General features: G+C 58.3%; 17 protein-coding genes. 8 read left to right on the top strand and 9 right to left on the bottom strand.

Annotated features, from left to right (window positions below; translation table 11 throughout):
- Positions 1 to 295 precede the first annotated feature (295 nt).
- Positions 296 to 4,870: a hypothetical protein gene (locus PSH76_RS13370; RefSeq protein ID WP_305494263.1), complete on the top strand. Its 4,575-nt coding sequence runs from the start codon at positions 296 to 298 to the stop codon at positions 4,868 to 4,870.
- Positions 4,871 to 4,911: 41 nt separating this feature from the next.
- On the opposite strand, the gene PSH76_RS13365 is transcribed toward PSH76_RS13370, so the two are convergent.
- The 5 genes from PSH76_RS13365 to PSH76_RS13345 form a co-directional block, all read right to left on the bottom strand.
- Positions 4,912 to 5,289, bottom strand: a complete 378-nt coding sequence (locus PSH76_RS13365; protein ID WP_032897270.1) for a response regulator — start codon at positions 5,287 to 5,289, stop codon at positions 4,912 to 4,914.
- 78 nt (positions 5,290 to 5,367) lie between these two features.
- The gene (locus tag PSH76_RS13360; protein ID WP_032897268.1) at positions 5,368 to 6,561 is read right to left on the bottom strand and encodes a hybrid sensor histidine kinase/response regulator; all 1,194 of its coding nucleotides are present in this window, start codon (positions 6,559 to 6,561) and stop codon (positions 5,368 to 5,370) included.
- Positions 6,555 to 7,154, bottom strand: coding sequence for a chemotaxis protein CheB (locus tag PSH76_RS13355; RefSeq protein WP_032897266.1), 600 nt, complete (start codon positions 7,152 to 7,154; stop codon positions 6,555 to 6,557). Before PSH76_RS13355 ends, PSH76_RS13360 begins: the two co-directional genes overlap by 7 nt.
- Positions 7,151 to 7,981, bottom strand: coding sequence for a protein-glutamate O-methyltransferase CheR (locus PSH76_RS13350; protein ID WP_178088130.1), 831 nt, complete (start codon positions 7,979 to 7,981; stop codon positions 7,151 to 7,153). Before PSH76_RS13350 ends, PSH76_RS13355 begins: the two co-directional genes overlap by 4 nt.
- Complete coding sequence (locus PSH76_RS13345) at positions 7,982 to 11,479, bottom strand: response regulator (protein WP_305494262.1); 3,498 nt, start codon at positions 11,477 to 11,479, stop codon at positions 7,982 to 7,984.
- A gap of 262 nt (positions 11,480 to 11,741) precedes the next feature.
- On the opposite strand from PSH76_RS13345, the gene PSH76_RS13340 reads away from it, so the two are divergent.
- Together PSH76_RS13340 and PSH76_RS13335 are read left to right on the top strand one after the other, a co-directional pair.
- Complete coding sequence (locus PSH76_RS13340; RefSeq protein WP_032897262.1) at positions 11,742 to 12,095, top strand: response regulator; 354 nt, start codon at positions 11,742 to 11,744, stop codon at positions 12,093 to 12,095.
- Positions 12,096 to 12,210: 115 nt separating this feature from the next.
- Positions 12,211 to 13,611 (top strand): DUF1254 domain-containing protein, encoded by a 1,401-nt coding sequence (locus PSH76_RS13335; RefSeq protein ID WP_032897260.1) that lies wholly within the window; start codon positions 12,211 to 12,213, stop codon positions 13,609 to 13,611.
- A gap of 54 nt (positions 13,612 to 13,665) precedes the next feature.
- Here the strand turns inward: PSH76_RS13335 and PSH76_RS13330 are convergent, their stop codons facing one another.
- Positions 13,666 to 14,337: a DUF3313 domain-containing protein gene (locus PSH76_RS13330; protein WP_032897258.1), complete on the bottom strand. Its 672-nt coding sequence runs from the start codon at positions 14,335 to 14,337 to the stop codon at positions 13,666 to 13,668.
- Between the two features lie 115 nt (positions 14,338 to 14,452).
- Entirely contained in the window at positions 14,453 to 15,808 is a 1,356-nt protein-coding gene (locus PSH76_RS13325; protein WP_050499524.1) for a M10 family metallopeptidase C-terminal domain-containing protein, read from the bottom strand.
- A 222-nt stretch (positions 15,809 to 16,030) separates the two neighbouring features.
- On the opposite strand from PSH76_RS13325, the gene PSH76_RS13320 reads away from it, so the two are divergent.
- The gene (locus tag PSH76_RS13320; protein WP_098951451.1) at positions 16,031 to 16,744 is read left to right on the top strand and encodes an aspartate/glutamate racemase family protein; all 714 of its coding nucleotides are present in this window, start codon (positions 16,031 to 16,033) and stop codon (positions 16,742 to 16,744) included.
- Positions 16,745 to 17,002: 258 nt separating this feature from the next.
- Here the strand turns inward: PSH76_RS13320 and PSH76_RS13315 are convergent, their stop codons facing one another.
- A complete protein-coding gene (locus PSH76_RS13315; RefSeq protein ID WP_305494261.1) occupies positions 17,003 to 17,515 on the bottom strand; it encodes a GNAT family N-acetyltransferase in 513 nt (170 codons plus the stop codon).
- Positions 17,516 to 17,742: 227 nt separating this feature from the next.
- Between PSH76_RS13315 and PSH76_RS13310 the strand changes: the two genes are divergently transcribed.
- The 4 genes from PSH76_RS13310 (at position 17,743) to PSH76_RS13295 (ending at position 21,968) form a co-directional block, all read left to right on the top strand.
- Positions 17,743 to 18,714: a helix-turn-helix transcriptional regulator gene (locus PSH76_RS13310; protein WP_098951448.1), complete on the top strand. Its 972-nt coding sequence runs from the start codon at positions 17,743 to 17,745 to the stop codon at positions 18,712 to 18,714.
- Between the two features lie 96 nt (positions 18,715 to 18,810).
- Complete coding sequence (locus PSH76_RS13305; RefSeq protein ID WP_032897252.1) at positions 18,811 to 19,683, top strand: transporter; 873 nt, start codon at positions 18,811 to 18,813, stop codon at positions 19,681 to 19,683.
- 21 nt (positions 19,684 to 19,704) lie between these two features.
- Positions 19,705 to 20,859, top strand: coding sequence for an MFS transporter (locus PSH76_RS13300; RefSeq protein WP_305494260.1), 1,155 nt, complete (start codon positions 19,705 to 19,707; stop codon positions 20,857 to 20,859).
- Complete coding sequence (locus tag PSH76_RS13295; protein WP_305494259.1) at positions 20,856 to 21,968, top strand: class II histone deacetylase; 1,113 nt, start codon at positions 20,856 to 20,858, stop codon at positions 21,966 to 21,968. Before PSH76_RS13300 ends, PSH76_RS13295 begins: the two co-directional genes overlap by 4 nt.
- Here the strand turns inward: PSH76_RS13295 and PSH76_RS13290 are convergent.
- On the bottom strand, positions 21,958 to 23,097 hold the full coding sequence (locus tag PSH76_RS13290) for a glycerate kinase (protein ID WP_032897249.1): 1,140 nt from the start codon (positions 23,095 to 23,097) through the stop codon (positions 21,958 to 21,960). The two genes, PSH76_RS13295 and PSH76_RS13290, sit on opposite strands and share 11 nt — an antisense overlap.
- Positions 23,098 to 23,128: the final 31 nt, after the last annotated feature.

The raw sequence follows: 23,128 nt of genomic DNA, 5'->3' as shown, positions 1-23,128 counted from the left end.
CTGCGGTGTAACAAATGGTCATTCATTTATAAATAAAAGATGGAATCGACGCCTGTTTTTTTCCAACGAAACGTTAACGCGCTACGTATGAAAAAACACTTCAATCGGCATCGACCAGGAAACTCCATCAATGATCACAGCCGCTTTCGCTGCTCCTCAATCCCCTCCTGTAGGACTCACCCCCTCGGAGGACATAGCAGTCGCGCCGCCAGCCCCAATAGCTCTCACCCAGCCCCCAACAACAAGTACAGCGCCGCTGACAGAGGACACTCCAGCGGCCAACGCGGACAGCGAGTTGGCCACGCTGTTTGCGCAAACGGTGAAAAAGCACATATCCAGCAATCAAGACCCACGCAAAGTAATCGTTGAGAATATCCCTGCGACCTCAACCTACGGAAAATGGCGAACACATCTTCACAACATTCTCCAAAGCCCCGAGATGAAGCGGTGGGCAGCCGAGAAAAATATTGTGCTATCAAAGCGAACCATGATCGATGTCAATAACGGTACTCTCCTCGTCCCGGGAGCGTTTGGCTTTGGAACCGTTGATTTAAGTGACTTTGCTGGCCGCGATGTGCTCATGAACGCCGCTAAAACACTCGCCCCCTTTGGCGGCTTTATTTCGGTCGGAACAGAGACCTCAGCGAGCATGTCAGAAATTGCCAGGTTTCACGGCAAACCTATCCCTATCAATGATTCCCTCCCCCTGGCTGAGCAAACAGCAAGCATCACGGCGTACGCCGAAGGATTATTGCAAACCTCCTTCACGTATGCAGAGGCGCATAGCCCTTTCAAAGAAGACTTGATTCTCCAAAAGTCGCAACTGGGGGACTTGAACAATCGAAGCGCCTTGAGTGCACAACTCGTTGGACATTTGGTTGCAAAGCTTGAAACAGCATCCAATAGCACGAATACCTTCAGCTCTGACGTACAACGCCGCGCCCCTTTTACTGACGCCCAACTAGAGGTTTTCAAACAAATCGCATTCCCCGTGGATCCCGAGTCATCCTATGCTCGCGAACACAACCTGAGCCCCAACGACACTGTCAGCCTCCACCAATACATGGTTGATAACGGTATAACAATTGCGACGAACTATGATGAATTGATGAGGCTGGCAAAAGCCCTGCGCCGAGCGCCGCCGGTCAAGCCAGCCCTGGGGGATCTGGGCGGAGCGCTTTCATCGCCCACGTTGTTGAGCACTGAGGATCAGCGCAAGCTTCACGCCATAATTCGTCATGTATTGAAAGACGAATTGGACGACAACTTGTTGGCGCATTGGACCCGTAACTTGACCAACGTCAATGACGATCCTCACAGCATGCTCGCCGATATTCTCAAGACAACTCGGGCGCGATGGATGGGGTTTTCTGCCGAGGCCAATCTGGGTGAACTGGCTTCGCCTAACTCGCTGGAGGAGTGGATGCTTGCGGCGCTGTCGCTCTCACTGGAACAGGACCCGCACCGTTTTTCGCCCACCTCGGCGAGAACCACAGCCGCTGGATACAACTTCGCCGACGCAGAACTCTCGGGCAAGAGCGCGTCCTTTATAAGAAACGCGATGGCTGATCACCTGATCAAGATGAAAAAAGCCACGCCTCGGACCGCTGCACTCGCCGTGGCCGTGCTGTTATCTCGCAAGGCGCCACATCTCTTGGTCAAAGATATACCTGAGCAAGTGACGTTCGGCTCCCACACATGGGTGAGTTTTACCACGGCAGTGGCGCGACTTGAAGCCCAGGCGCCTGGCTCAACCAGCAAGATGACGTTTGCTCAGGTCATGAGCCGGGCTGACGAGTTGCCGCTTACTCAAGAAGAACGGCTCGTTGAGCACCATGCCCAAAACGAGGCACTGAAAGACTGGGGCGTCGCTCAGGGAATCATCGGCGCAAAGCACGACGATGCCTATACAGAGGCGCAGATGGAGGAAGTGCGCAGCGCATATAAAGAGCAAGTGACAGAGTTGAGCGCAGCCTCCACAACCTTTGCAACGCAGATGCCAGAATTTCACAAGAATGTCCTGGAAAAGCTGCAGTCGTATTTGCCGCACTTATCCTTGGCAGATCTTCAAGAAAAATGCATAACACGCGACAGTGCCGGGTATGACTTTCCTGGGCCTTACTCGATATTGGATTTATTCCTTACGAATCGGCTCGGGCCTAGCGATTCACAATGGCGGTCAAGCAATAGCAAAATAAGCCTACCTGCTATTCGTGCCAAATTGAGCACGGAGCCCTCGTTATTAGCAGATCTAAAGGTTGAGTTTGAACGGGAATTTTCCGCTTATGTCGATAGCTACGAGGCGGCCATCGCTGCGCAAACCAAGCACTTGATCGCCTCATTGCCCATTGCTGATCGTGAGATGATTGAGTACGGCCAACTTACTGTTGCTCAACAATTCACCGTTCATCGACCCCATACGACAGGGGTATTAACTAGCGTACCCAGGAATGAATCAAAGATTTTTTTACGCAGCACCCTCAACGGAAAAACACAGACTTATGAAATAGACTGGCAGAAAAACACTGTCTTGAAACGGGATGACATGAATGATTTTGAAGTGGGTCCCGTGCCCAGCAAGAGAGCTCCCATACCCAAAGGAATGGAACTTGGAGACGCCTTTGAACTCCTGGCGCCAGTGAGCCCTCCTGATGGGTATACAGAAGAATTACTCGACCAGAAAAACGCCGCGCACCCGCCAAAAAGTTACTTTAGCGAGAGGACACGCTACATCGCTGGCGCCAAATTAAAACTTGTCGACGCTCAGTCGTATAAAAAGATGGCTCAAGGCATGACAACGTTCGAGACCGAAGCGTCTATCAACAAGAAAGTAGGCGAATTCTTCCTCAACCTTGTTCCTTTTTACTCGGCCATCGATAACTTTTCCAAAGGCAATATCGGCGCCGGCATCACCGACTTGGCCCTTGATGCCCTGGGCTTTTTTGTCGCCCTCGGCGCTGCCGCGAAAGGCGTAAAAGCGCTGAAAACTGGCGCATCCGCGTTTCGGCACCTCACACGTGGGGCAAAAATCCTGACGAATGCCGTCGTCAGCTCGCTCAACCCACTGGACGGTGCAGGCGCGTTGCTGAAGACCCTGGGGACCGGCGGAAAACAATTTGCATCACTCGGCGCCAGAAAATTCACCGAATGGGCCATGTCCGGGGCTGACAAATACGATGTGATAAAAAAGATCTTCGGCAACTTCGATGCCGGAGCGATAGGTACCGCCAAGATTAATGGAGAAATTGCAGAGGTCGCAGCGGTGACATGGAACGGCCACTGGTATGCCTTGGACCCTGTCACCCTTAAACCTCATGGCCTGCCGCTAAAGGACTTCCTGCCCTCCCCCCGAATAGAGGTGGATGATTTTAAAAAATGGGCGACCGCCACGTCTTCACCCTCAGTGCGCACCATCAGCGATGATGTGATCAAACAATGGCATAAAACTGTTAATGCTCATCGGGGCAAGACAGACTTTGACGATGGTTACCGCATTGGCGACGCGAACAATGTTCCGGGCTTGTCAAAAGCAAAAAAGCCGGCTGACTTTATGTCATTAGTCAATAACGGCAACTTCACAGCTGAGCAAGTAGGAATCATTGTCAGAAAATACGATGACTATGCCTACGAGTTTGGCAGGCGTGGTGCTGCCCGCTTTACAGACAATATAGAACCGCGCTTCGGGACTGTATTTCCCATACCGCAATCTTCTTATATAGGCATGACACACCAGTTATCTGAAGGCCAATGCGCTGCTATCTCGCGCTTAATGGCGACGGCCATGGAGGAAGGAAAGGACATCACCTTCATTAAAAACCTGTACACGGCGGCGGCGTTTCCCTCGGACCCTGCGTGCAGAGGTTTCATCGAAAAGCTGAATAAGCTTCAGCAAAGAATTCAACCCCAAAGCGCCTTCTATGCCGGAAAAACCGCGGAGCTACTGTCCATAGAGGACATGGTAAAAAAACTGGACGGTTTTACGCCTCCAAAATCGATCATGATTGACACCCCGGGGCATGCAGTGGCCGCCGGTGTTACGATCGAAGATGGCAAAAAAGTTTTTTGGTTTAATGACCCTAATTATGGTCTGGCAAAATTCGAGAACTCAAACTTGATGCACGCCGGACTGGACAAACACTTTCGCGACAAAAAACTTGACGTGCCCTATAAAACTCACGGCATCGATCGAAACACATTAGAGTTCAATATTTTTGAACACGACAACGAGTGGCGAAAAAAGAACGACATATTCGACTCCGAGTTTGTCGAACTGTATGACACCCCCTTGATCCCCTCGGGCCAGCCACGTGTGCTTTCCAGCCGAGCGCTGCAATTGAACTGGGAGAAACTGCACGCAAACCCAGACAATCAAGGGCTGATCTGTTACGAGGCATCTATGCGTGTAGGGGAAGCTGAAAAAACCCTTTCGCCTGAAGTATACGATACCGTCAAAGCTGCCACAGGCCGCAGCGGTGGTACCAACTACACACCCCGTTATCTCGAACTCATGGGTATCAAGCCCGACGGCATAAAAAAAACCTTCAACCCCGCTGAGATTACCGAGTCCGGGTTTCTCAACTTCAAGTATGCCAATGAGGGGGGCGAGTTTGGCCATACTGTCTATATACAAAAAACCAATAACAACGAATTGATCCTTTTCAATACCAATAGTCCGGACCTCGATGTGGCGATGCTCAGGAGCGGCCATTCTCTTAAGCAAAGCGGCGGAATGACGGTCTACAAAATCAGCGGTGGCGACCACAAAGGTCTTCAAGATTTTCTCGATGGACTCGCAGGACAAGCCGGTTGGCAGTATGCGTACACGCCAGCCAGCCAGCTAAACGCAAATGTTCAGAAGGCAAAACGCTAAGTCTCTGAAGTACGGGGCGCCCTGATTGGGCGCCGCACTCTTCATGCGAGCAGACGCTGAATATGCTCCTGCAACGTATCCAAATCAAACGGCTTTGCCAGGATAGGCGCATTGCGCGTTATCGGGCTGTGGCAGTCGAGAATCTCCTGCGGGTAACCGCTGATAAAGATCACTTTCAGTTCCGGACGCAACTTGATTGCAGGCTCGGCAATCTGCACGCCGGAAATCCCACCCGGCAGGCGATAATCGGTGACCATCAAGTCCAGGTGCGGCTTGGTCGCAAGGATTTCGAAGGCCTGCTCCCCGTCGATCGCCTTCAAGACCCGGTAGCCCAAGCCTGCCAGGTACTCGCCCAGCACAAACATAATGGATTCGTCGTCCTCGACGATCAGTACGACATCTTGTGCATCTTCACTCATGGGAAGCCTTTGTCCGGTCAATTGCTGCAGTTACGACCATGGGGTCACGCAGAGGTTGCGTTGGGGTGACGATTGATTTCACTCGGCCACTTCCAGGGGCAGGCACACCCGGAACAGGGCGCCCTCACCTATCTGGCTCTCGACCTCAATCGTGCCGCCATGGGCCGCCACAATCTGTTCGGAAATAAACAGGCCCAGGCCCAGGCCGGCGGCGGAATGGTTGGCCGAAACCCGTTCGAACTGCTGGAAAATACGCTTCTGGTTTTCCTCGCTGATACCAATGCCATGGTCGCGCACCTCTACCCGCGCTTCGCCATGCTCGGTGTACACCCGCACCTGCACCGGGCTCTTGGCCCCGTAGCGCAAGGCGTTGGTCAACAGGTTGGTGATCACCTGCTCGATACGGAACTCATCCCAATAACCTTCCACAGGGCTCTCGGCCTGCAATTGCATGGACGACTCGGCGGCGGCCACTTGCGGCGCGAAGTTATCGACCAGGTTGCGCACCAGTTGCGCCAGGTCGATGTGTGCCGGGCGAATCGACAACTTGCCGGTGCGGATGCGCGAAACGTCGAGCATGTCTTCGATCAGGCGGATCAGGCTCTGGATCTGGCGCTCATCGCGGTCAACCATGGCGTGCATCTTGTCCAGGGTGAACGCCGCGGCGTTGTCTCGGGCCAGGTGCATCTTGCGCAATTGGGTCTCCAGGATCAGCCCGTTGAGGGGCGTACGCACTTCGTGGGCGACAATCGACATGAAGTCGTCACGCATGCGCACCGCTTGTTCCAGCTCGGCCTGGGTGGCTTGCAGGCGCGTGAGCAACAGCTCCTGCTCACGACGGCTGCGCTCCAGTTCCTCGACTTGCAGCTTCATCGCCTTGCTTTGGCGATACAGGTCGACGAACACATTGACCTTGCTCTTGACCGCATGGATATCCAGGGGCTTGTGCAGGAAGTCCACGGCGCCGCTTTCGTAGCCTTTGAAGGCGTAGTTGAGTTCGCGGCCAGCGGCGCTGACGAACACGATGGGGATGTTCTTGGTCTTTTCGGTGCCGCGCATCAGTTCGGCCAGTTCGAAACCGTTCATGCCAGGCATCTGCACGTCGAGGATCGCCATGGCGAATTCATGTTCCAGCAACAGGGACAACGCCTCGTCGGCACTCAATGCCTTGAAGACCTGGCGATCCTCACGCTTGATCAGCGCCTCGAGGGCCAGCAGGTTTTCCGGCAGATCATCAACGATCAGCAGTTTGGCCTGGACAGTACTTAACATGGGAAAGGTTCCAGGGAAGCCAGCAATGAGCCGATTCGGCTCAAGGAAAGAATATAGTCAGGTGTGTGCAAGGCCAGGGCCGCCAGGGGCATGACGGCAATGCGTGCCTCTTGTGGGTCCTGCACGATGGTAATGCCACCCGATTGCTTGACGTGGGCCAGGCCGCTTGCGCCGTCCTGGTTGGCACCGGTCAACAAAATGGCGAGCAGGCGGGGCCCATACACATCGGCCGCCGAGGAAAACAGGTAGTCGATGGCGGGTCGGGAATGGTGCACCCGGTCTTCCTGGCTCAGGGACAGGCTGCGGTCCTGCTCGACCGACAGGTGATAACCAGGCCCGGCAAAGTACAAGGTACCCGCCTCTACGGCTTCTTTGTCCCGGGCCTCCTTGACCGGGATGTTCAGCCGCCGCGCAAAGACTTCCGCCAGTTGGCTGCGGCGCTCATCCGGCAGGTGCAGCACGGCAATGATCGGCAGGCCGAAGCTGCTCGGCAGCTGGCCGAAAATACTCAGCAACGCCTCAACGCCGCCAGCGGAAGCGCCGACGACGATGGCTTCGATCCCGCGAATCGGGGTGTCTGGCGCGTCGCTCATGATTTGCGGTAGATCCGTTCCTGCTTGACCAAGGGCTCGAATTGCTTGCTGTAGGCGGAAAAATCCAGGGTTTCCTTGCTGCCCAGCACCAAAAAGCCGCGATGACACAGCGACTCATGAAACAAGCCAAACGCTCGATCTTGCAATTTTTTGTTGAAATAAATCAACACGTTACGACATGAAATTAATTGAGTTTCTGAGAATACGCTGTCGGTTGCCAGGCTGTGGTCGGCAAAGGTCACGTTCTCGCGCAATGTCTTGTCGAAGATCGCGTAATCGTAAGCCGCTGTGTAGTAGTCGGCAAATGAACGTTGCCCGCCGGCCTGCTGATAATTGGCGGTATAGGCACGCACGTTCTCCAGGGAAAAGATGCCTTGCTTGGCTTTTTCCAGCGACGCCGGGTTGATGTCGGTGGCGTAGATGATGGTGCGTTCCAGCAAGCCTTCTTCACGCAGCAGGATGGCCATGGAGTACACCTCCTCGCCCGTGCTGCAGCCGGCGATCCAGATCTTGATCGACGGGTAGGTCTTGAGCAACGGCACCACTTCCTGGCGAATCGCCAAAAAGTGCGACGGGTCGCGAAACATCTCGCTCACCGGGATGGTCAAGAACTGCAGCAACTGCATGAACGCCGACGGGTCGTGCAACACGCGCTCTTGCAGTGCAGAAATGGTCGCGCAGTCGAACTGGCGCAAGGCATGGGCCACCCGGCGTTTGACCGACGCGCCCGAGTAGTCGCGAAAGTCATAGCTGTACTTGAGGTAAATCGCCTCGATCAACAGGCGCAGCTCAATATCGCTGCTCTTATCCAAGAAACACTGCTCCACTTAAATGCGTTCCATCTTCGGTAGCCATACGCGAATCAGTGAGAACAGGCGGTCCAGGTCAATCGGCTTGGCCAGGTAATCGTTTGAGCCTGCTGCCAGGCAACGTTCCTGATCGTCCTTCATGGCCTTGGCCGTCACGGCAATGATTGGCAGTTTTTTCCAGCGTGGGTCCTGACGGATCAAGGCCGTGGCCTCGTAACCGTCCATCTCCGGCATCATTACGTCCATCAGCACCAGGTCGATATCGTCCACTTCATTGAGTTTGTCGATGGCCTCCTGGCCGTTACGCCCGATCACCACCACGGCGCCTTTGTGCTCCAGGGCGCTGGTCAGGGCGAAGATATTGCGCACATCGTCGTCCACCAGCAGGATTTTGCGCCCTTCGAAGACCTTGTCGCGGCTGCGGGCGGTCTTGAGCATCTTCTGGCGGTCATGGGACAACTGCGATTCGACTTTGTGCAGAAACAGCGTGACTTCATCGAGCAGGCGCTCGGGCGAGCGCGCGCCCTTGATGATGATCGAGCGTGAATACTTGCGCAGTTCGGCCTCTTCGTCCCGGGTCAGGTTGCGCCCGGTGTAGACGATCACCGGCGGGAACGAGCAGATATCCTCGGTGGCCATGCGCTTGAGCAACTCGTTGCCGAGCATGTCTGGCAGCTTGAGGTCGATGATCATGCAGTCGTAGATAGTGCTGCGCAGCAGGTCGAGCGCCTCTTGGGCAAAACCTACGGCGGTGATCTCGATGTCATCGTCGCCGATCAGGCGGGCAATGCTGTCGCGCTGCAGGTCATCGTCCTCCACCAGCAGGATGCGCTTGACCTTCTGGGTCAGCTTGGCTTCCAGGCGCGCGAACACGTCCTTGAGCTCTTCGCGGGTGGTGGGCTTGACTGCATAACCGATGGCGCCCATGTGCATGGCGGCTTCGACGCGGTCTTCCACGGAAATCACGTGCACCGGGATGTGGCGCGTGTTGGCGTGTTCCTTGAGGCGCTGCAGCACGGTCAGCCCGGAATGGTCGGGCAGGCGCATGTCCAGCAGGATGGCATCGGGGATGTACTGCTCGGCAAGGCTGTAACCCTCGTCGGCGCCGTGGGCGACCAGGCAGTGGTAACCCAGCTCGTGGGCGAGGTCGAACAGGATGCGCGCAAAATTCGGCTCGTCTTCCACCACCAGGATGCAACGGGTGCTGAACGGCGCCTTTTCGCGGTCGTCGGCAAAGCGTGGGATCAGCTTGGCGTCGGCCACCGGCAATGGCGACACCTTGACGGGCGCCGGTGACGGCGCGACCACCACTTGGCGCGGGGGCTCGATCGGCGCTGCGTCCTCGTCGCGTTCAACATACTGTTCCGGCAACACCAGCGTGAAAATGCTGCCCTTGCCCGGTTCGCTGGTCACGCTGATATAGCCGCCCAGCAAGGTGGCCAGGTCACGGGAGATCGACAAGCCCAAACCCGTACCGCCGTAACGGCGATTGGTGGTGCCATCGGCCTGGCGGAAGGCTTCGAAGATGCTTTCCTGTTGGTCCGGGGCGATACCAATGCCGGAATCGCGCACCGTAAAGGCAATGCCCTCCCCCGGTGCACGGGACACCGACAGGCTGACCTCGCCCTGTTCAGTGAACTTGATGGCGTTGGACAACAGGTTCTTGAGGATCTGCTCCAGACGCTGGCGATCGGTAAACAGCAGGGTTGGCGAGCCTTGCTGCACGTCCACCTGGAAGCCCAGTTTGCGGTCCATTGCCAGCGGCTCGAACATGCCGCGCAGGCCATCCACCAGGCGCTCGACGCTGGCGTTTTCCGGGCGTACTTCCAGCTTGCCGGCTTCGACCTTGGAAATATCCAGGATGTCGTTGATCAGGTTGAGCAAGTCATTGCCGGCCGAATAGATCGACTCTGCAAACTTGACCTGCTCGGCACTGAGGTTTTCCTGGGGGTTATCTGCCAGCAGTTTGGCCAGGATCAGCGAGCTGTTCAGCGGTGTGCGCAGCTCGTGGGACATGTTGGCGAGGAATTCGGACTTGTACTTGCTGGAACGCTGCAACTCATCGGCGCGGTCTTCCAGCTCCAGTTGGGCCTGGTTCAGCTCGATGTTCTTGCGGTCCATGGCGTCGCGCTGTTCGGCCAGGGTCTGGGTCTGTTCGGCCAGTTGCTCGTTGGTCTGCTCAAGTTCAGCCTGCTGGGTTTCCAGGTGGGCCTGGGACTCCTTGAGGATGCGCGACTGTTCTTCCAGCTCTTCGTTGGCGGTCTTGAGCTCTTCCTGCTGCACTTGCAGCTCTTCGTTGAGCTGCTGGGTCTCGGCCAGCACTTCCTGCAAGCGCTGGCGATAGCGTGCGGCTTCGATGGAGGTGCCGATATTGCCGGCGATCAGTTCAAGCAGTTCAATATCACGCTCATCCAGTGGGCGCAGGAAACCCAACTCGACCACGCCATTGACACGGTCGTCATCGCTGGTAGGCACTACCAATACGCTACGGGTCGCGCCCTCGCCCAGTCCCGAGCTGACCTTGAAGTAATCCACCGGCACATCGTCCAGGCGAATCAGGCGATCGTGCTGGGCGGCCTGGCCAACGATGCCTTCGTCGCTGTAGATCGACTGTTCCTGTTGTTCCTGCTCGCGGGAGAAGCCGTAGGTGGCCACGCGCTTGAGGCCGCCGTGTTCTTCGCGCACGTACAGCGCCGCGACGGCCGAGCCCATGTATTGGGCGAAGAACTGCAGGATATTGCGCCCCAGCAAGTTCAGGGTCAGTTGGCCCAGCACTTGCTCGGCCAGCTCGGTCTGGCCATTGCGCAGCCAGGCGGTTTGCTCCAGGCGCCGTGCAATCTTCTGTTGTGACGCGAGGTTTGCACTGTAACTCTTTGAAAGTGAAATTAAATTCTTCCTGCCGATGTAAGCCAGAACGCCACTCAACCCCAGTACAAATACCAGGTACAACGTGACACTGATCACCGTCGTGCGGGTGACCTCGGCGTTACGGGTGATTCGGAACTGCTGTTCCATCGCCACCGCGTCTTCGTATTCCTTGCGAATCTCATCGGTAAGCCGCTTGCCCCGGCCCGCCTTGACAGCGCCCCGGAAATCGCCGCTGTTGCGCTGCAGTTCAATCATCGACTGCGCGTAGTTGTTCCATTCGGTCTGCAAGGTTTCCAAGCGCTTGAGCCGGTCAACCTGCTGCGGGTTGTCGGCTACCAGGTCCTGCAGATTGCGCAGGTCGGCAATGATCCGCGGCTTGGCCACTTCGTACGGATCAAGGAAATGCTCGTCACCGGTGATCAGGAAGCCGCGCATACCTGTTTCCAGGTCAACCGTCAGTTTGGACGTCTCATTGAGGTTGTTAATGACGCGGTCGGTGTGCTCCACCCACTGGATCACCGAAAGCAAATAGGTAATCAGGCAGACGAAAAACACCGCGCTGAGCACGCCCACGCCCAAAGGCAGGGCCACGTTTCGGCTCAGCAGGGTACGAAAGCTTTTTTCATCGACGGACGACGCGGGTGTCATGGGCATGCCTTGGCCAAATGCGGAAAAGCCGCAAGTTTGCCCGAACAACCTGGCTAAAAGCTATGTTTGTGCGTTGATTGGCTGCGGATGCGGTCAAGCGCATGGCGCCGGCCCCTTTGTGAGTCAGCACGCAAGCTGACGGGACTTTTTGCGCCGCTAAGGTCACAATGCCAGCAATTGCTTCGGAACTTGCTGGCATTGTTATCACTCACAATCTTGTTGCCTTTAAGCCCAGCGCCCTCACTGTTCAGGAAAGTTCACTATGTCCCACGCCTCCACCATCCTTGTAGTCGAAGACGACGCCATCGTGCGCATGCTGATCGTCGATGTCCTCGAAGAGTTGGAGTTCAGGGTGCTCGAAGCCGCAGACGCTGAGCAAGCGTTGGAAGTGGTGAAAGATACTGCCCAGATCATCGACCTGATGATGACCGACGTCGGCCTGCCCGACATGGACGGTAAACAACTGGCAACCAAAGCCCGCGAACTGCGCGCCACCCTGCCGATTCTGTTTGCCAGCGGCTATGCCGAAAATATTGATGTACCCGCCGGTATGCAGGTGATTGGCAAACCGTTCTCGATCGATCAATTGCGTGACAAAGTCAAATCCATGCTGTAACGCCCCTCCCCCCGTTGTCCTTTGCAGAGATTAACGTGACGTCCGGCCAATAAAACAGGAAACTCAGCGCCTTCACGCCACGCTCTCAGATAGCATTCAGGAAGGACGCAACAACATGATTGGAAAACCGACGCGCCTGCTGTTGGCGAGCCTCTCGATTTTCATGAGCTCCGGCGCCTGGGCTGACTTCACCGCAAGCCCCAGCGAAGCCCGGGCCATCGCCAAGGAAGCCTACCTGTACGGCTTCCCCGTGGTGCAGATGTACAAGACGCTCTACACCCAGGCCGTTGATAAAGGCGGTGCCCACTTCAAGGCCCCCTTCAACCGTATCGACAACAGCGCCCAGGTGCTTACCCCCAAGGACAACGCAGTTACCACCCCGAACGTCGACACGCCCTACTCGTTCGTATGGATGGACCTGCGCAAAGAACCTTTGGTGCTGACCCTGCCCAAGATTGAAGACAACCGTTACTACTCAGTGCAGTTGATCGACCTCTATACGCAGAATTTCGCTTACCTGGGTACCCGCAGTACCGGCAATAACGGCGGTCACTACATGATCGCCGGGCCTGACTGGAAAGGTCAGCAGCCGGTGGACATCGACCGTGTGGTCTACAGCGAAAGCAACATCGCCTACGCCCTTTACCGTACGCAGCTGTTTGATGACAAAGACTTGGGCAAGCTCAAGCAGATCCAGAGTGGCTACAAGGTCCAGACGCTGAGCAGTTATGTGAAGCAACCCGCGCCTGCCAATGTGCCGAAGATCCAATGGCCCAAGCCAATGGCAACCATGACCGAAGGCCCGCAACTGTTTCGCTACCTGAATTTCATGCTGGCCTTTGCCGCGCCCCAGGACAGTGAAAAAGACCTGCTGGCGCGCTTTGCCAAGATCGGTATTGCGCCGGGCGCGCCGTTCAAGGTCAACCTGTTGACTGCCGAGCAGCGCAAGGCCCTGGAGGACGGCATCGCCGATGGCCGCGCCGAATTCGCAGCGTTCAAGAAAGCCAAGGTCGATACCCACCAAGTGACCGGCGCAGACCTGTACGGCAGCCGCGACCACCTGCAAAACAACTACCTGTACCGCTACGCCGGTGCCGAGCTGGGAATGTTCGGCAACTCCAGTGATGAAGCTGCGCACTTGAGCTACGTCATCGACAGCGAGGGCAAGCCGGCCAATGGTGCGCGCCACAGCTACACCGTGCATTTTGCCAAGGACCAGTTACCGCCGGCCGATGCGTTCTGGTCGCTGACGATGTACGACGCCAAGACTAAATCGCTGGTGCCCAACCACAAGAAGCGCTACCTGATCAATTCGCAGATGCTGCCAACCCTCAAGCTCGACGCCGATGGTGGCTTGACCCTGGCGTTGCAACACCACGAGCCCCCCAAGGCTGAGCAGAGCAACTGGTTGCCGGCCCCGCCCGGCCCGTTTTATGCGGTATTGCGCATTTACCTGCCCAAGCCTGAAGTCGCCAGCGGCCAGTGGAAGCTTCCAGCGTTGACGCCGCTTAAATAATCACGGCGAATAAAAAAAGCGCGGCGGGCGATAACCCGCCGCGCTTTTTTTGACTCAGTGTTTTTTCAGTTTCACGTAAGACTGGTGCAGGTCCGATGCCCAACCGTCGATGACGCTTTTCACATCGTCGGCCTTCATTACCTGGGAGTCATTGGCCAGCGGCTTGCCGGTGCCTTTGCGCACCACTTGGGCCAGCACTTTATTGGTAGCGCCATCGAGGAACTGCGCCTCGGTGCCCAGGGTGGTTTCCTGGTCGCGAATGCCGGTGCCGGTGCTCACTGCCGCGGCCACCAGGGCGACGGGAATAAACTCATAAGGCTTGAGGCTTTCGGTCTTGCTGCTCACGGCGGTAATCGCCGCCCTTACCACGATCACCCCTGGGCCTGGGGCATTGGCCACGGGCAGTGACTGGGCCAGCTCGCGCTTGAGCGCCTGGTTGTAATAGTCGTTGATGCCGCGCAACGTGCTCTCGGGAATCCGGGAGGTGGCCTGGGGCTTGGGGTAGAACTGGGTAGGCTCGATGTACACCGCCGTGTAGCGGCTCAAGTCCAGTTGTGGATCAACCCAGCGCATCACCTCTGCCCCCGACGGTGACTTGGCTTCCTTGAGCTGGCTGTAGTTGGAGAGGAACCCTGAGTATTCATTCGGTTGCACCACCTTGCTCGCGCAACCGGCCAAACCGAGCGAGGCAACGCACAGTGTGCCGATCATTAGCCTTAACTTCATTAGTGAACTCCCTGGCGACCATCATTGTAAGAATGAGTTATAGGTATAGCCAATACTTGGGCAGTACACCTAATTTCGCTCGGAGCACGCCAATACATGCGTCAACACATTCAGGTCAAGGATGGAAATCGGAACGCACGATTCGCCCACTTATACTCATCATGAAGTCGTCTTTTTTGTCGCCATCGAAATCGAAACGCAGCAAGGTGAGGTTATGACTGGGATAATATTTCTGGGTGACGGTGAGTTGAGGGTGGGCTGCGCGCAGGGCTGAAATATCCAATTTATCCTTGCCGCTGACAAAGTCCGTTATAGCTGTGTTTTCAAAGCTGGCGGATGAGTCGTTTGCGCCGATAACGAAGGTATTTTTACCAGGCCCGCCTGACAGCCGGTTAAAGCCAGAGTTCGCCTTGACATAGAGAGTGTCATCGCCTTCGCCGCCCTCCAGTTCGTTATCCGAGTCATTCCCAATAAGAATGTCGTTGCCAGCACCGCCAATAGCCCGTTCGATGGTGACGCCGTTGGCGATCGAGACGTTGCCTATGCCTCCCCCTACATTAGAGAAGCTGCCCGATCTCAAATTGATAACCTGATCTTGCTTGAATGCGGAGAAATCGAATGTGTCTCTACCACCGGCGTCCCACACGCAAAATACCGGTAAATCATCGACTGATTCCAATTTGAATACTTCACGGTCGGCATTTGAGTTGAATCCATACGTCGTATCTCCCGTACGCGTTTGGAGGTTCGCCCCGAATTTATCTTGCATGATGGCGATATCATCCATCATCGGTGTACTTGAATATTGATTGTCTTCGCCATGGGTTTTATTAAAGCGATGGTCTGAGCGGGTTTCCAGAAAAGGACTCCTTACCGTGTAAGCCAGCGTATTTTCCGCATACTTATTTTCCGGTGTTGCGGACGTCGGGTCAGGAAGCCCCAATTTAAAGGCCGCAGCTTTTGCAATGACGTGACGGCCAAAATTATTGGGTTTTTCCAGCCCATCGGCATGGCTCTGGGTCAGCGTTACCTGCACCCTGCCGGGCTCGTCATCGGACACCGGTGCATACCAAGGGGCTTGCCACTTAAAGCTGCTATCAACCTTAAACTGCATATGATGGGATTGTGCATTGGCAGACTCTTTGAACCGGATATTTGCAGCATCGCTGAAATTATTCAGGGTCTCACGGATGACGCCTTTTTGTGTTTCTGTGAACTGGCTGGTGGTGGCGCCCGTTTCGGGACGATTGGAGAAGTCATAGGTTACCTCTGCGGAGTCCCCGGAACGCAGTGAACCCGCAAATCCGTCTGCACGTTGTGACCTCTCTAATACTTGGTCCGTGGACAATGAAACGTGGCGATGTTTAATTTGATTGCCGCGGTCGCCTGAATGAGCAATCTCGACGACGGTCCTGTGTGCATCGCTGGTGGCGTATGCCCTTGCCAACGCAGTGTTCGGATCAATATTCATGAGGTAGTCCTAAGGGAACTGGGATTTTTCTACTCGTCTGGCGGCAGACCAGTGACCTGCGTATAGGTGGTATTGCTACGCTAAACAGTTCCCGAACTGACCTCACAATTGAGGCGCGGCTCGCCTAGTAGCGTTGGCAAACATTCACCCGGGCGTGCGGCCTTCAAATGAATCGCCTTCGTTGTGTAAGGTGAAGCCTTATCCTCTTATCCGGAGCATTACATGCGCACCATCGGCCTTATCGGCGGCATGAGCTGGGAGTCCAGCGCCGAGTATTACCGCCTTATCAACCAGCGCGTGCGCGACCAGCTCGGCCCGCTGCGGTCGGCGCAAGTGTTGATGTACAGCGTGGATTTCGGCCCGGTGGAACAGGCTCAACATGCCGGGCGTTGGGACGATGCCGCGCTGATCCTGGAAGATGCCGCGCGACGCTTGCAGGCCGGGGGTGCTGATTGTGTGGTGCTGTGTACCAACACCATGCATTTAGTGGCTCCGCGCATTGAGGCGGCGGTGTCGATTCCCTTCCTGCATATTGCTGATGCCACGGCGACGGCGGCTCTGGCAGCTGGGACCTTGACGGTAGGATTGCTGGGTACCGCGTTTACCATGGAGCAGGATTTCCTCAAGTCCCGCCTTGCCGCCCAGGGGCTCAACGTGCTGGTGCCAGACGCGGATCAACGCAGGGCGGTGCACCGAATCATCTATGAAGAGTTGTGCGTGGGCGTCATCAGTGACGCTTCGCGCCAGGTGTATCAGCGGGTGATCCAGACACTCGCGGCACGCGGCGCCCAGGCGATCATCCTCGGCTGCACGGAAATTTGCTTGCTGATCCAACCGGAGCACAGCGCCCTGCCACTGCTGGACACCACCGCGCTGCATGCGCAGGCCGCGGTGGGGTTTGCCTTACAGGGCACAGGGATCTGTGCCAAGCGCTGATTTTGTGGGCAATGCATAACCCGTGTGGGAGCTGGCTTGCCTGCGAAGGCGGTGGTTCAGTCAAAGATTCAGTGGCTGACACACCGCTATCGCGGGCAAGCCCGCTCCCACAGGGGATCTGTGCCAAGCACTGATTTTGTGGGCAATGCATAACCCGTGTGGGAGCTGGCTTGCCTGCGAAAGCGGTGGTTCAGTCAAGGGGTCAGTGGCTGACACACCGCTTTCATCGAAGTTGTGTAGATCCCTTTGCTTACAGGATCAAGCCGATGTGCGCAGGCGCGCCATGCTGAAGGTGTCGACAAACACACCATCACGCAGGGCATAGTCGCGCAACCGCCCTTCCACTTCGAAGCCGAACTTGCGGTACAGGTTGTGCGCGGCTTCGTTGTCGGCGTAGACCGTCAGTTCCACACGGCGCAGGTTCATCCAGTTGTCGGCCACCTCCAGCGCGGCCGCCAACAGCCGCGAACCGACGCCCTTGCCCTGCCAGGCGGGCGCCACGCCCATACCCAATGAGCCAACGTGGCTCTGGCGTACGCGCAGGTACTGCTCAAGCCCCAGTTGGCCAATCACCTCAGCGCCCTGCACCGCCACCAGTTGCAGGCGCCGCTCGTTATCCATTACCAGGCGCTTGCGCCACATCTCAACCGACTGAAAAGGCATTTGCAGCACCTGACGGCAAACAGCCGGTTCATTGTAGAGCGCGGCGACGCCCTCCAGGTGGGCCTCGGTAAAACGCTGGATCACGATAGACGGTTCAGGCACGTGCATTGCTTTTCATCCTATGAAAGACAGGTGGCTGACCAGTGTAGAAGTTAAGTCGCCCATCTGACGAGCCGGAGTTTTCCCACCGGCCAACCAACACCATCCTGCATCTGAACGATGGCGATCCCTGCGCGCAGCGCCGATACTCAGCCCAGGCCCTGCCCCGTCAACCCGACGCTTTGGCCTTCACCCTGTGACGAGAACAACAAAAAAAGTCCCACAGAGGAACACCCATGAACCGTCTCGATCCCGCGAGCCTGTTACAGGCTTTCAGCACCCTGACCCTGGACCTGCAACGCCTGGCCCAACACCAGGACATCGAACACTTTCAACACCATGCCCTGGCGCGCCTCAACCAATTGCTGGCCTTCGACAGCGCCTGGTGGGGGCGCTCGGCGGTCATCAACGGGGTGCCGCACGAGCACAACAGCTTCCTCTACCAGTTGCCCCCCGACTATCTGGCGGACTGGCAGTCGATCCGCCATCTGGACGTGACCGTCGCACGGGTGCATGCCTCGCCCGGCGAGGCAGTGATCATCGATATGCGCGACCCCGCCAGCGGCAGCGCCTTGAACTGGTTGGGGCAACGCCACGGCTTGGGTGAATTGCTCTGTGTGATCCATATCGACGCGCAAACCCACCTCAGCCACCACCTGACGCTCTACCGCCAGCCCTCCGCGCCCACGTTCAACGCGCAGGATTGCCAGTTGCTCAATAACCTGATGCTGCATCTGGTGGCGGCGGTCTCGGCGAACCAGATCCGTACCTTGGTGGCCATGCGTGAAACCCTGACCAGCCCGCGCAATCTCGCCCTGGCGGTGTGCGACCCACGGGGAGTATTGCAATGCGCCGAGCGCGGGTTTGTCGACCTGCTGCTCAGCGAATGGCCGCAATGGTGTGGCCCCACCCTGCCGGTGCCGCTGGACGAGCGCGGGCATGACGGTAAGCACATCCATATCCAGGTGTCCCCCGTGGGCGACCAATTGCTGCTGGCCGCGCGCGTCAACCGCGCCCTGCCCCAGCTCAGCCCACGGGAAAACGATGTGGCCCAAGGCTTTGGCGAGGGCAAAACCTACAAGGAAGTGGCCCGCGACCTTGGCCTCTCACCCAATACCGTGCGCCACCATATTCGCGCCATCTACATCAAGCTCGGCGTCAAGGACAAAGCACGCATAGCGCACCTGGTGCACGCCCCGCCCGACTGACCCTGCCCGTTTCTCCCACGGTTTACCACGGTCGTTTTTTAACGGTCACGGGCTGCTGTTGCCCTTTTTCGGCCTTCTCACACGAGACGCTTCTTCATGACTTCCACATGCTTACGTAACTTGACAGTGCTGTGCGCCACCCTGCTCAGCCTCGACAGCCAGGCGGCCGACCTCAACGCCCGCGACTTTTTCGCAGCCCCACCGGGTACCAGCCTGGGTGTGTTGTACCTGCCCGCCACACGTGCCGGGGATTTCCATGGCCCCGCCGACAGCACCGGCAAGGCCGACCTGCGGGTCAACGCCGTGGCTTACCGCCAGGTGTATTTCACCGACGCCTGCGGCACGCTGTGCACGCCGCAATTCATCCTGCCCTTTGCCGACATCAACGCACGCCTGCCCGGCGCCAACCAGCGCAGCCGCGAGCGCGGCCTGGGCGACCCACAGGTGGGTGGCACGCTGTTTTTCGTCAATGACCCCGCCTCGCGTACCTACAGCGGCCTGTTGAGCCTGATCACCGTGCCGGTGGGTGAGTACCACAGCCAAAACCCGGACGTGTCCCCCGGTGCCAATCGCTGGGGCGCCACCTTTGTCTACAACTACACCCACGGCATCGGCGACAAATGGGTACTGGAAGCCAACCTGGAAGCCCAGCTCTATGGCCGCAATGACGATTACTTCGGCAGCGAACTCAAGCAAGCGCCGCTGTATCGCTTACAGGCCTTCGCCTCGTATGACTTCAGCGCCGCCACTTACGGCGCATTGCGCCTGATCCAGGCCGATGGTGGCGCACTGCGCCTGAACAACCGCAGCCTTGACGACACCCACAAGCGCTATACCCAAGTCGGCTTCGAATTCGGGCATTGGCTCGACCGGCAGAACCAACTGATGGTCAGCCTTTCGCAAAACGTTGCGGCTTCCAATGGCTACGCCGGCACCGAGGCGTTGTTACGCCTTGTGCACGTGTTCTGACCCCTTTCCTGGAGCTTGAAAATGCCCATTTCCACCCCTGCAATAACGGCACGCTTGGCGGCGATCGTACTGTTTGCCGCCATCACCCCGACCATCCTGATGACCGCTCCCGCCGTGGCCGCGCAGTTGGCCAGCCAGTGGCAACTGAGCCCTGCGCGCATTGGCGACTTGTTTTCCGTGGAGCTGGGCGCCATGAGCCTGGCGACCTTGCCCGCCTGGTGGTGGCTCAAGCGGGTTGACTGGCGCACCGCCGCCCGGGTCGCCGCGCTGTTGTTCATTGCCGCTAACCTGCTGTCGATGCTCGCCGACACCTACGCCGTGCTGCTGGTGTTGCGCGGTGCCAGCGCCCTGGCCGGCGGCTCGTTGATGATCCTCTGCCTGGCCAGTGCCGCCACCACCGCCAACCCCAGCCGGGTGTATGGCTTGTGGGTGATGGGGCAGTTGGTCGTCGGTGCCCTCGGCCTGGTGGCGCTGCCTGGCTTGTTCGAACGGTTTGGCTTGAATGCCTGCTACCTGATCCTGGCAGGGTTGATGACCCTGCTGCTGCCATTGGCGCGGGCTTTTCCCGCTGGTAGCCCAGCGTTGCCGGCCAACCGCGAGCCGGTATTGCCCGGCTCACGCTGGAAAGCCGCCCTGGGGGTTGGCGCGGTCCTGGCCTTTTACATCAGCCTCGGGGGCGTATGGACCTTTATCGGTGCCTTGGGCGCCAGTGCCGGGATTTCGGCGCAGCACAGCGGCGAAATCCTCGCCATTGCCACCGTGATGGGCATTGCCGGGGCCGCGAGCGCCTCACTGATCGGCGCTCGCCTGCCACGTGGTGCGCTGTTGTTGCTGGGCTACACGTCAATGGCAACAGCGGTGCTCCTGTTGCTCGGCCAGCCTGCATTACTGCGGTTCGCCCTGGCCGCGCTGCTGTTCAAATTCACCTGGACCTTCATCCTGCCGCTGATCCTGGCCTGCCTGGCCGACCTCGATCACAGCGGCAAGCTGATGAACGCCTCCAACCTGGTCATCGGCGGAGGCCTGGCCATCGGCCCGGCGCTCGCCGGCCGCCTGATCGAAGCCAGCGGCGGGTTCAGCCTGTTGCTGCTCGGTGCTGCCGCTATCACCTTGCTGTCCCTGGTGATGATCGTCGCCAGCCGTCCCCACTCCACCACTGAACTGGAACCGGTATGAACCTGACCACCGCATTTTTTTTCGACGAAATGAGCCTCTGGCACAGCGCCGGCGCCCATGCGCTGACCCTACCCGTGGGCGGCTGGGTGCAGCCGCCAGCCGGCAGCGGGCATGCCGAGTCACCGGAGACCAAGCGGCGTTTGAAAAGCCTGTTGGATGTCTCCGGACTCAGCCGCCACCTGCACCAGCATAGCGCGCCGCCCGCCAGTGAAGAGGACCTGCTGCGCGTCCACAGCCGTGCTTACCTGCAACGTTTCAAAGCCTTGAGCGATGCCGGCGGCGGTGAGCTTGGCCCCCAGGCACCGATAGGGCCTGGCAGCTATGAGATCGCGCAACTGTCCGCCGGCCTGACCCTGGCCGCCGTGGAAGCGGTGCTCAAGGGCCAGGCGCACAACGCCTACTCGCTGTCGCGGCCACCCGGGCATCACTGCCTGGCAGACAGCGCCATGGGCTTTTGCTTTCTCGCCAACATCGCCATTGCCATCGAGGCCGCCAAGGCCCGCAACGGGCTGGGCAAAGTCGCCGTGATCGACTGGGATGTGCACCACGGCAACGGCACGCAGTCGATCTTCGAAGAACGCGCCGATGTATTGACGATCTCCCTGCACCAGGACGGCTGCTACCCGCCCGGTTACAGCGGCGAGCAGGATCGCGGCCGGGGTGCAGGCCTGGGCGCCAACATCAATATCCCGTTGCCGCCAGGCAGTGGTCACGCCACCTACCTACAGGCCATGGAGCGTATCGTAGTGCCCGCCCTGGAGCGCTTCGAACCGGAGTTGATCATCGTTGCTTGCGGTTATGACGCCAACGCCGTCGACCCGCTAGCGCGCATGCTGTTGCACAGCGAATCGTTCCGGTTAATGACCCGCGCCCTGCGTCTGGCAGCCGATCGCTTATGTCAGGGCCGCCTGGTGCTGGTACACGAAGGCGGCTACAGCGAAGCCTATGTGCCGTTCTGCGGTTTGGCGACCCTGGAGGAATTGAGCGGCGTGCGCACGGCGGTGCAAGACCCGATGCTTGAGTTTGTGCAATTGCAGCAACCCGGTGCGGCGCTGCAGGGGTTTCAAGAGCAGTGGGTGGAGCGTTTGGCGCGCGGGGTCAGCGAGTAGCTGCCAGGCGCCATACCCGCGCTATGTCCGAGGCCCGCTCGCGCAACAGGCGCGGGGCCTCGTGGCAGGCCTGCTCAAGTGACATCGGCCCCGACGGCAAGGCGAACGCTGCGTCCACACCATGAGCGTACATCTGCTCGTAGCCGTCGCCCAAGGTGCCCGCGATCACGATCACCGGCACGCCCTGTCGCTGGGCAATGCGCGCCACGCCAAACGGGGTTTTGCCACGCAGGGTCTGGGCGTCGAAGCGGCCTTCGCCGGTGATGACCAGATCGGCGCCACGCACCGCTTCATCGAGGCCAACCAGTTCAGCCACCACCTCGACCCCCGGACGAAACTGTGCACCGAGGAACGCCTTGGCGGCAAAGCCTAGGCCACCGGCGGCGCCGCTGCCGGGTTCGTCGCGCACATCCTGGCGCAGCACCTGGGCGCAATGGTCGGCGAAGTGGCCAAGGGCAGCGTCCAGTTGTGCCACTTGCTCGGGACTCGCGCCTTTTTGCGGGCCAAAAATCGAAGACGCTCCGTGAGGGCCGCACAGGGGGTTGTTGACGTCGGCGGCGATTTCAAAACGCACCTGTGCCAGGCGCGGGTCGAGTTGTTCAAGGCTGATATGGGCCAGGCGTGCCAACGCCAACCCACCCGCCGGCAGTGGCTGGCGTTCACTATCCAATAGCTGCACGCCAAGGGCCTGCATCGCCCCCGCCCCGCCATCGTTGGTGGCACTGCCGCCAATCGCCAGGATAATGCGCTGCGCCCCGGCATCCAGCGCGGCGCGGATCAACTCACCGGTGCCGTAGGTCGTACTTGAACACGCGTCGCGCTGCCCCGGCGCGACAAGTTGCAAGCCGCTGGCCTCGGCCATCTCGATCATCGCCGTATGGCTGTCGGCCAGCCAGCCCCAACGCGCTTCGACGGCCCCGCCCAGCGGGCCTCGGACCGTTTGCCTGCGCAGTTCACCCTTACACGCGGCGAGTACCGCATCCACCGTGCCTTCACCGCCATCGGCCATCGGGCATTGAAGCACGTGCGCATCCGGCCAGACCTGGGCCCACCCCTCGGCAATCGCCTGGGCGACGCCTGCGGCACTCAGGCTGTCTTTGAACGAGTCGGGGGCGATCACGATTTTCATGGGCTTTCTCCGGTTTTTATAACGCCCATGC

The sequence above is a fragment of the Pseudomonas sp. FP215 genome (assembly GCF_030687795.1).
Taxonomy (GTDB): domain Bacteria; phylum Pseudomonadota; class Gammaproteobacteria; order Pseudomonadales; family Pseudomonadaceae; genus Aquipseudomonas; species Aquipseudomonas salmasensis.
Note: the sequence above shows the minus strand (reverse complement) of the source record. Positions and strands in the feature narration are given on the sequence as shown.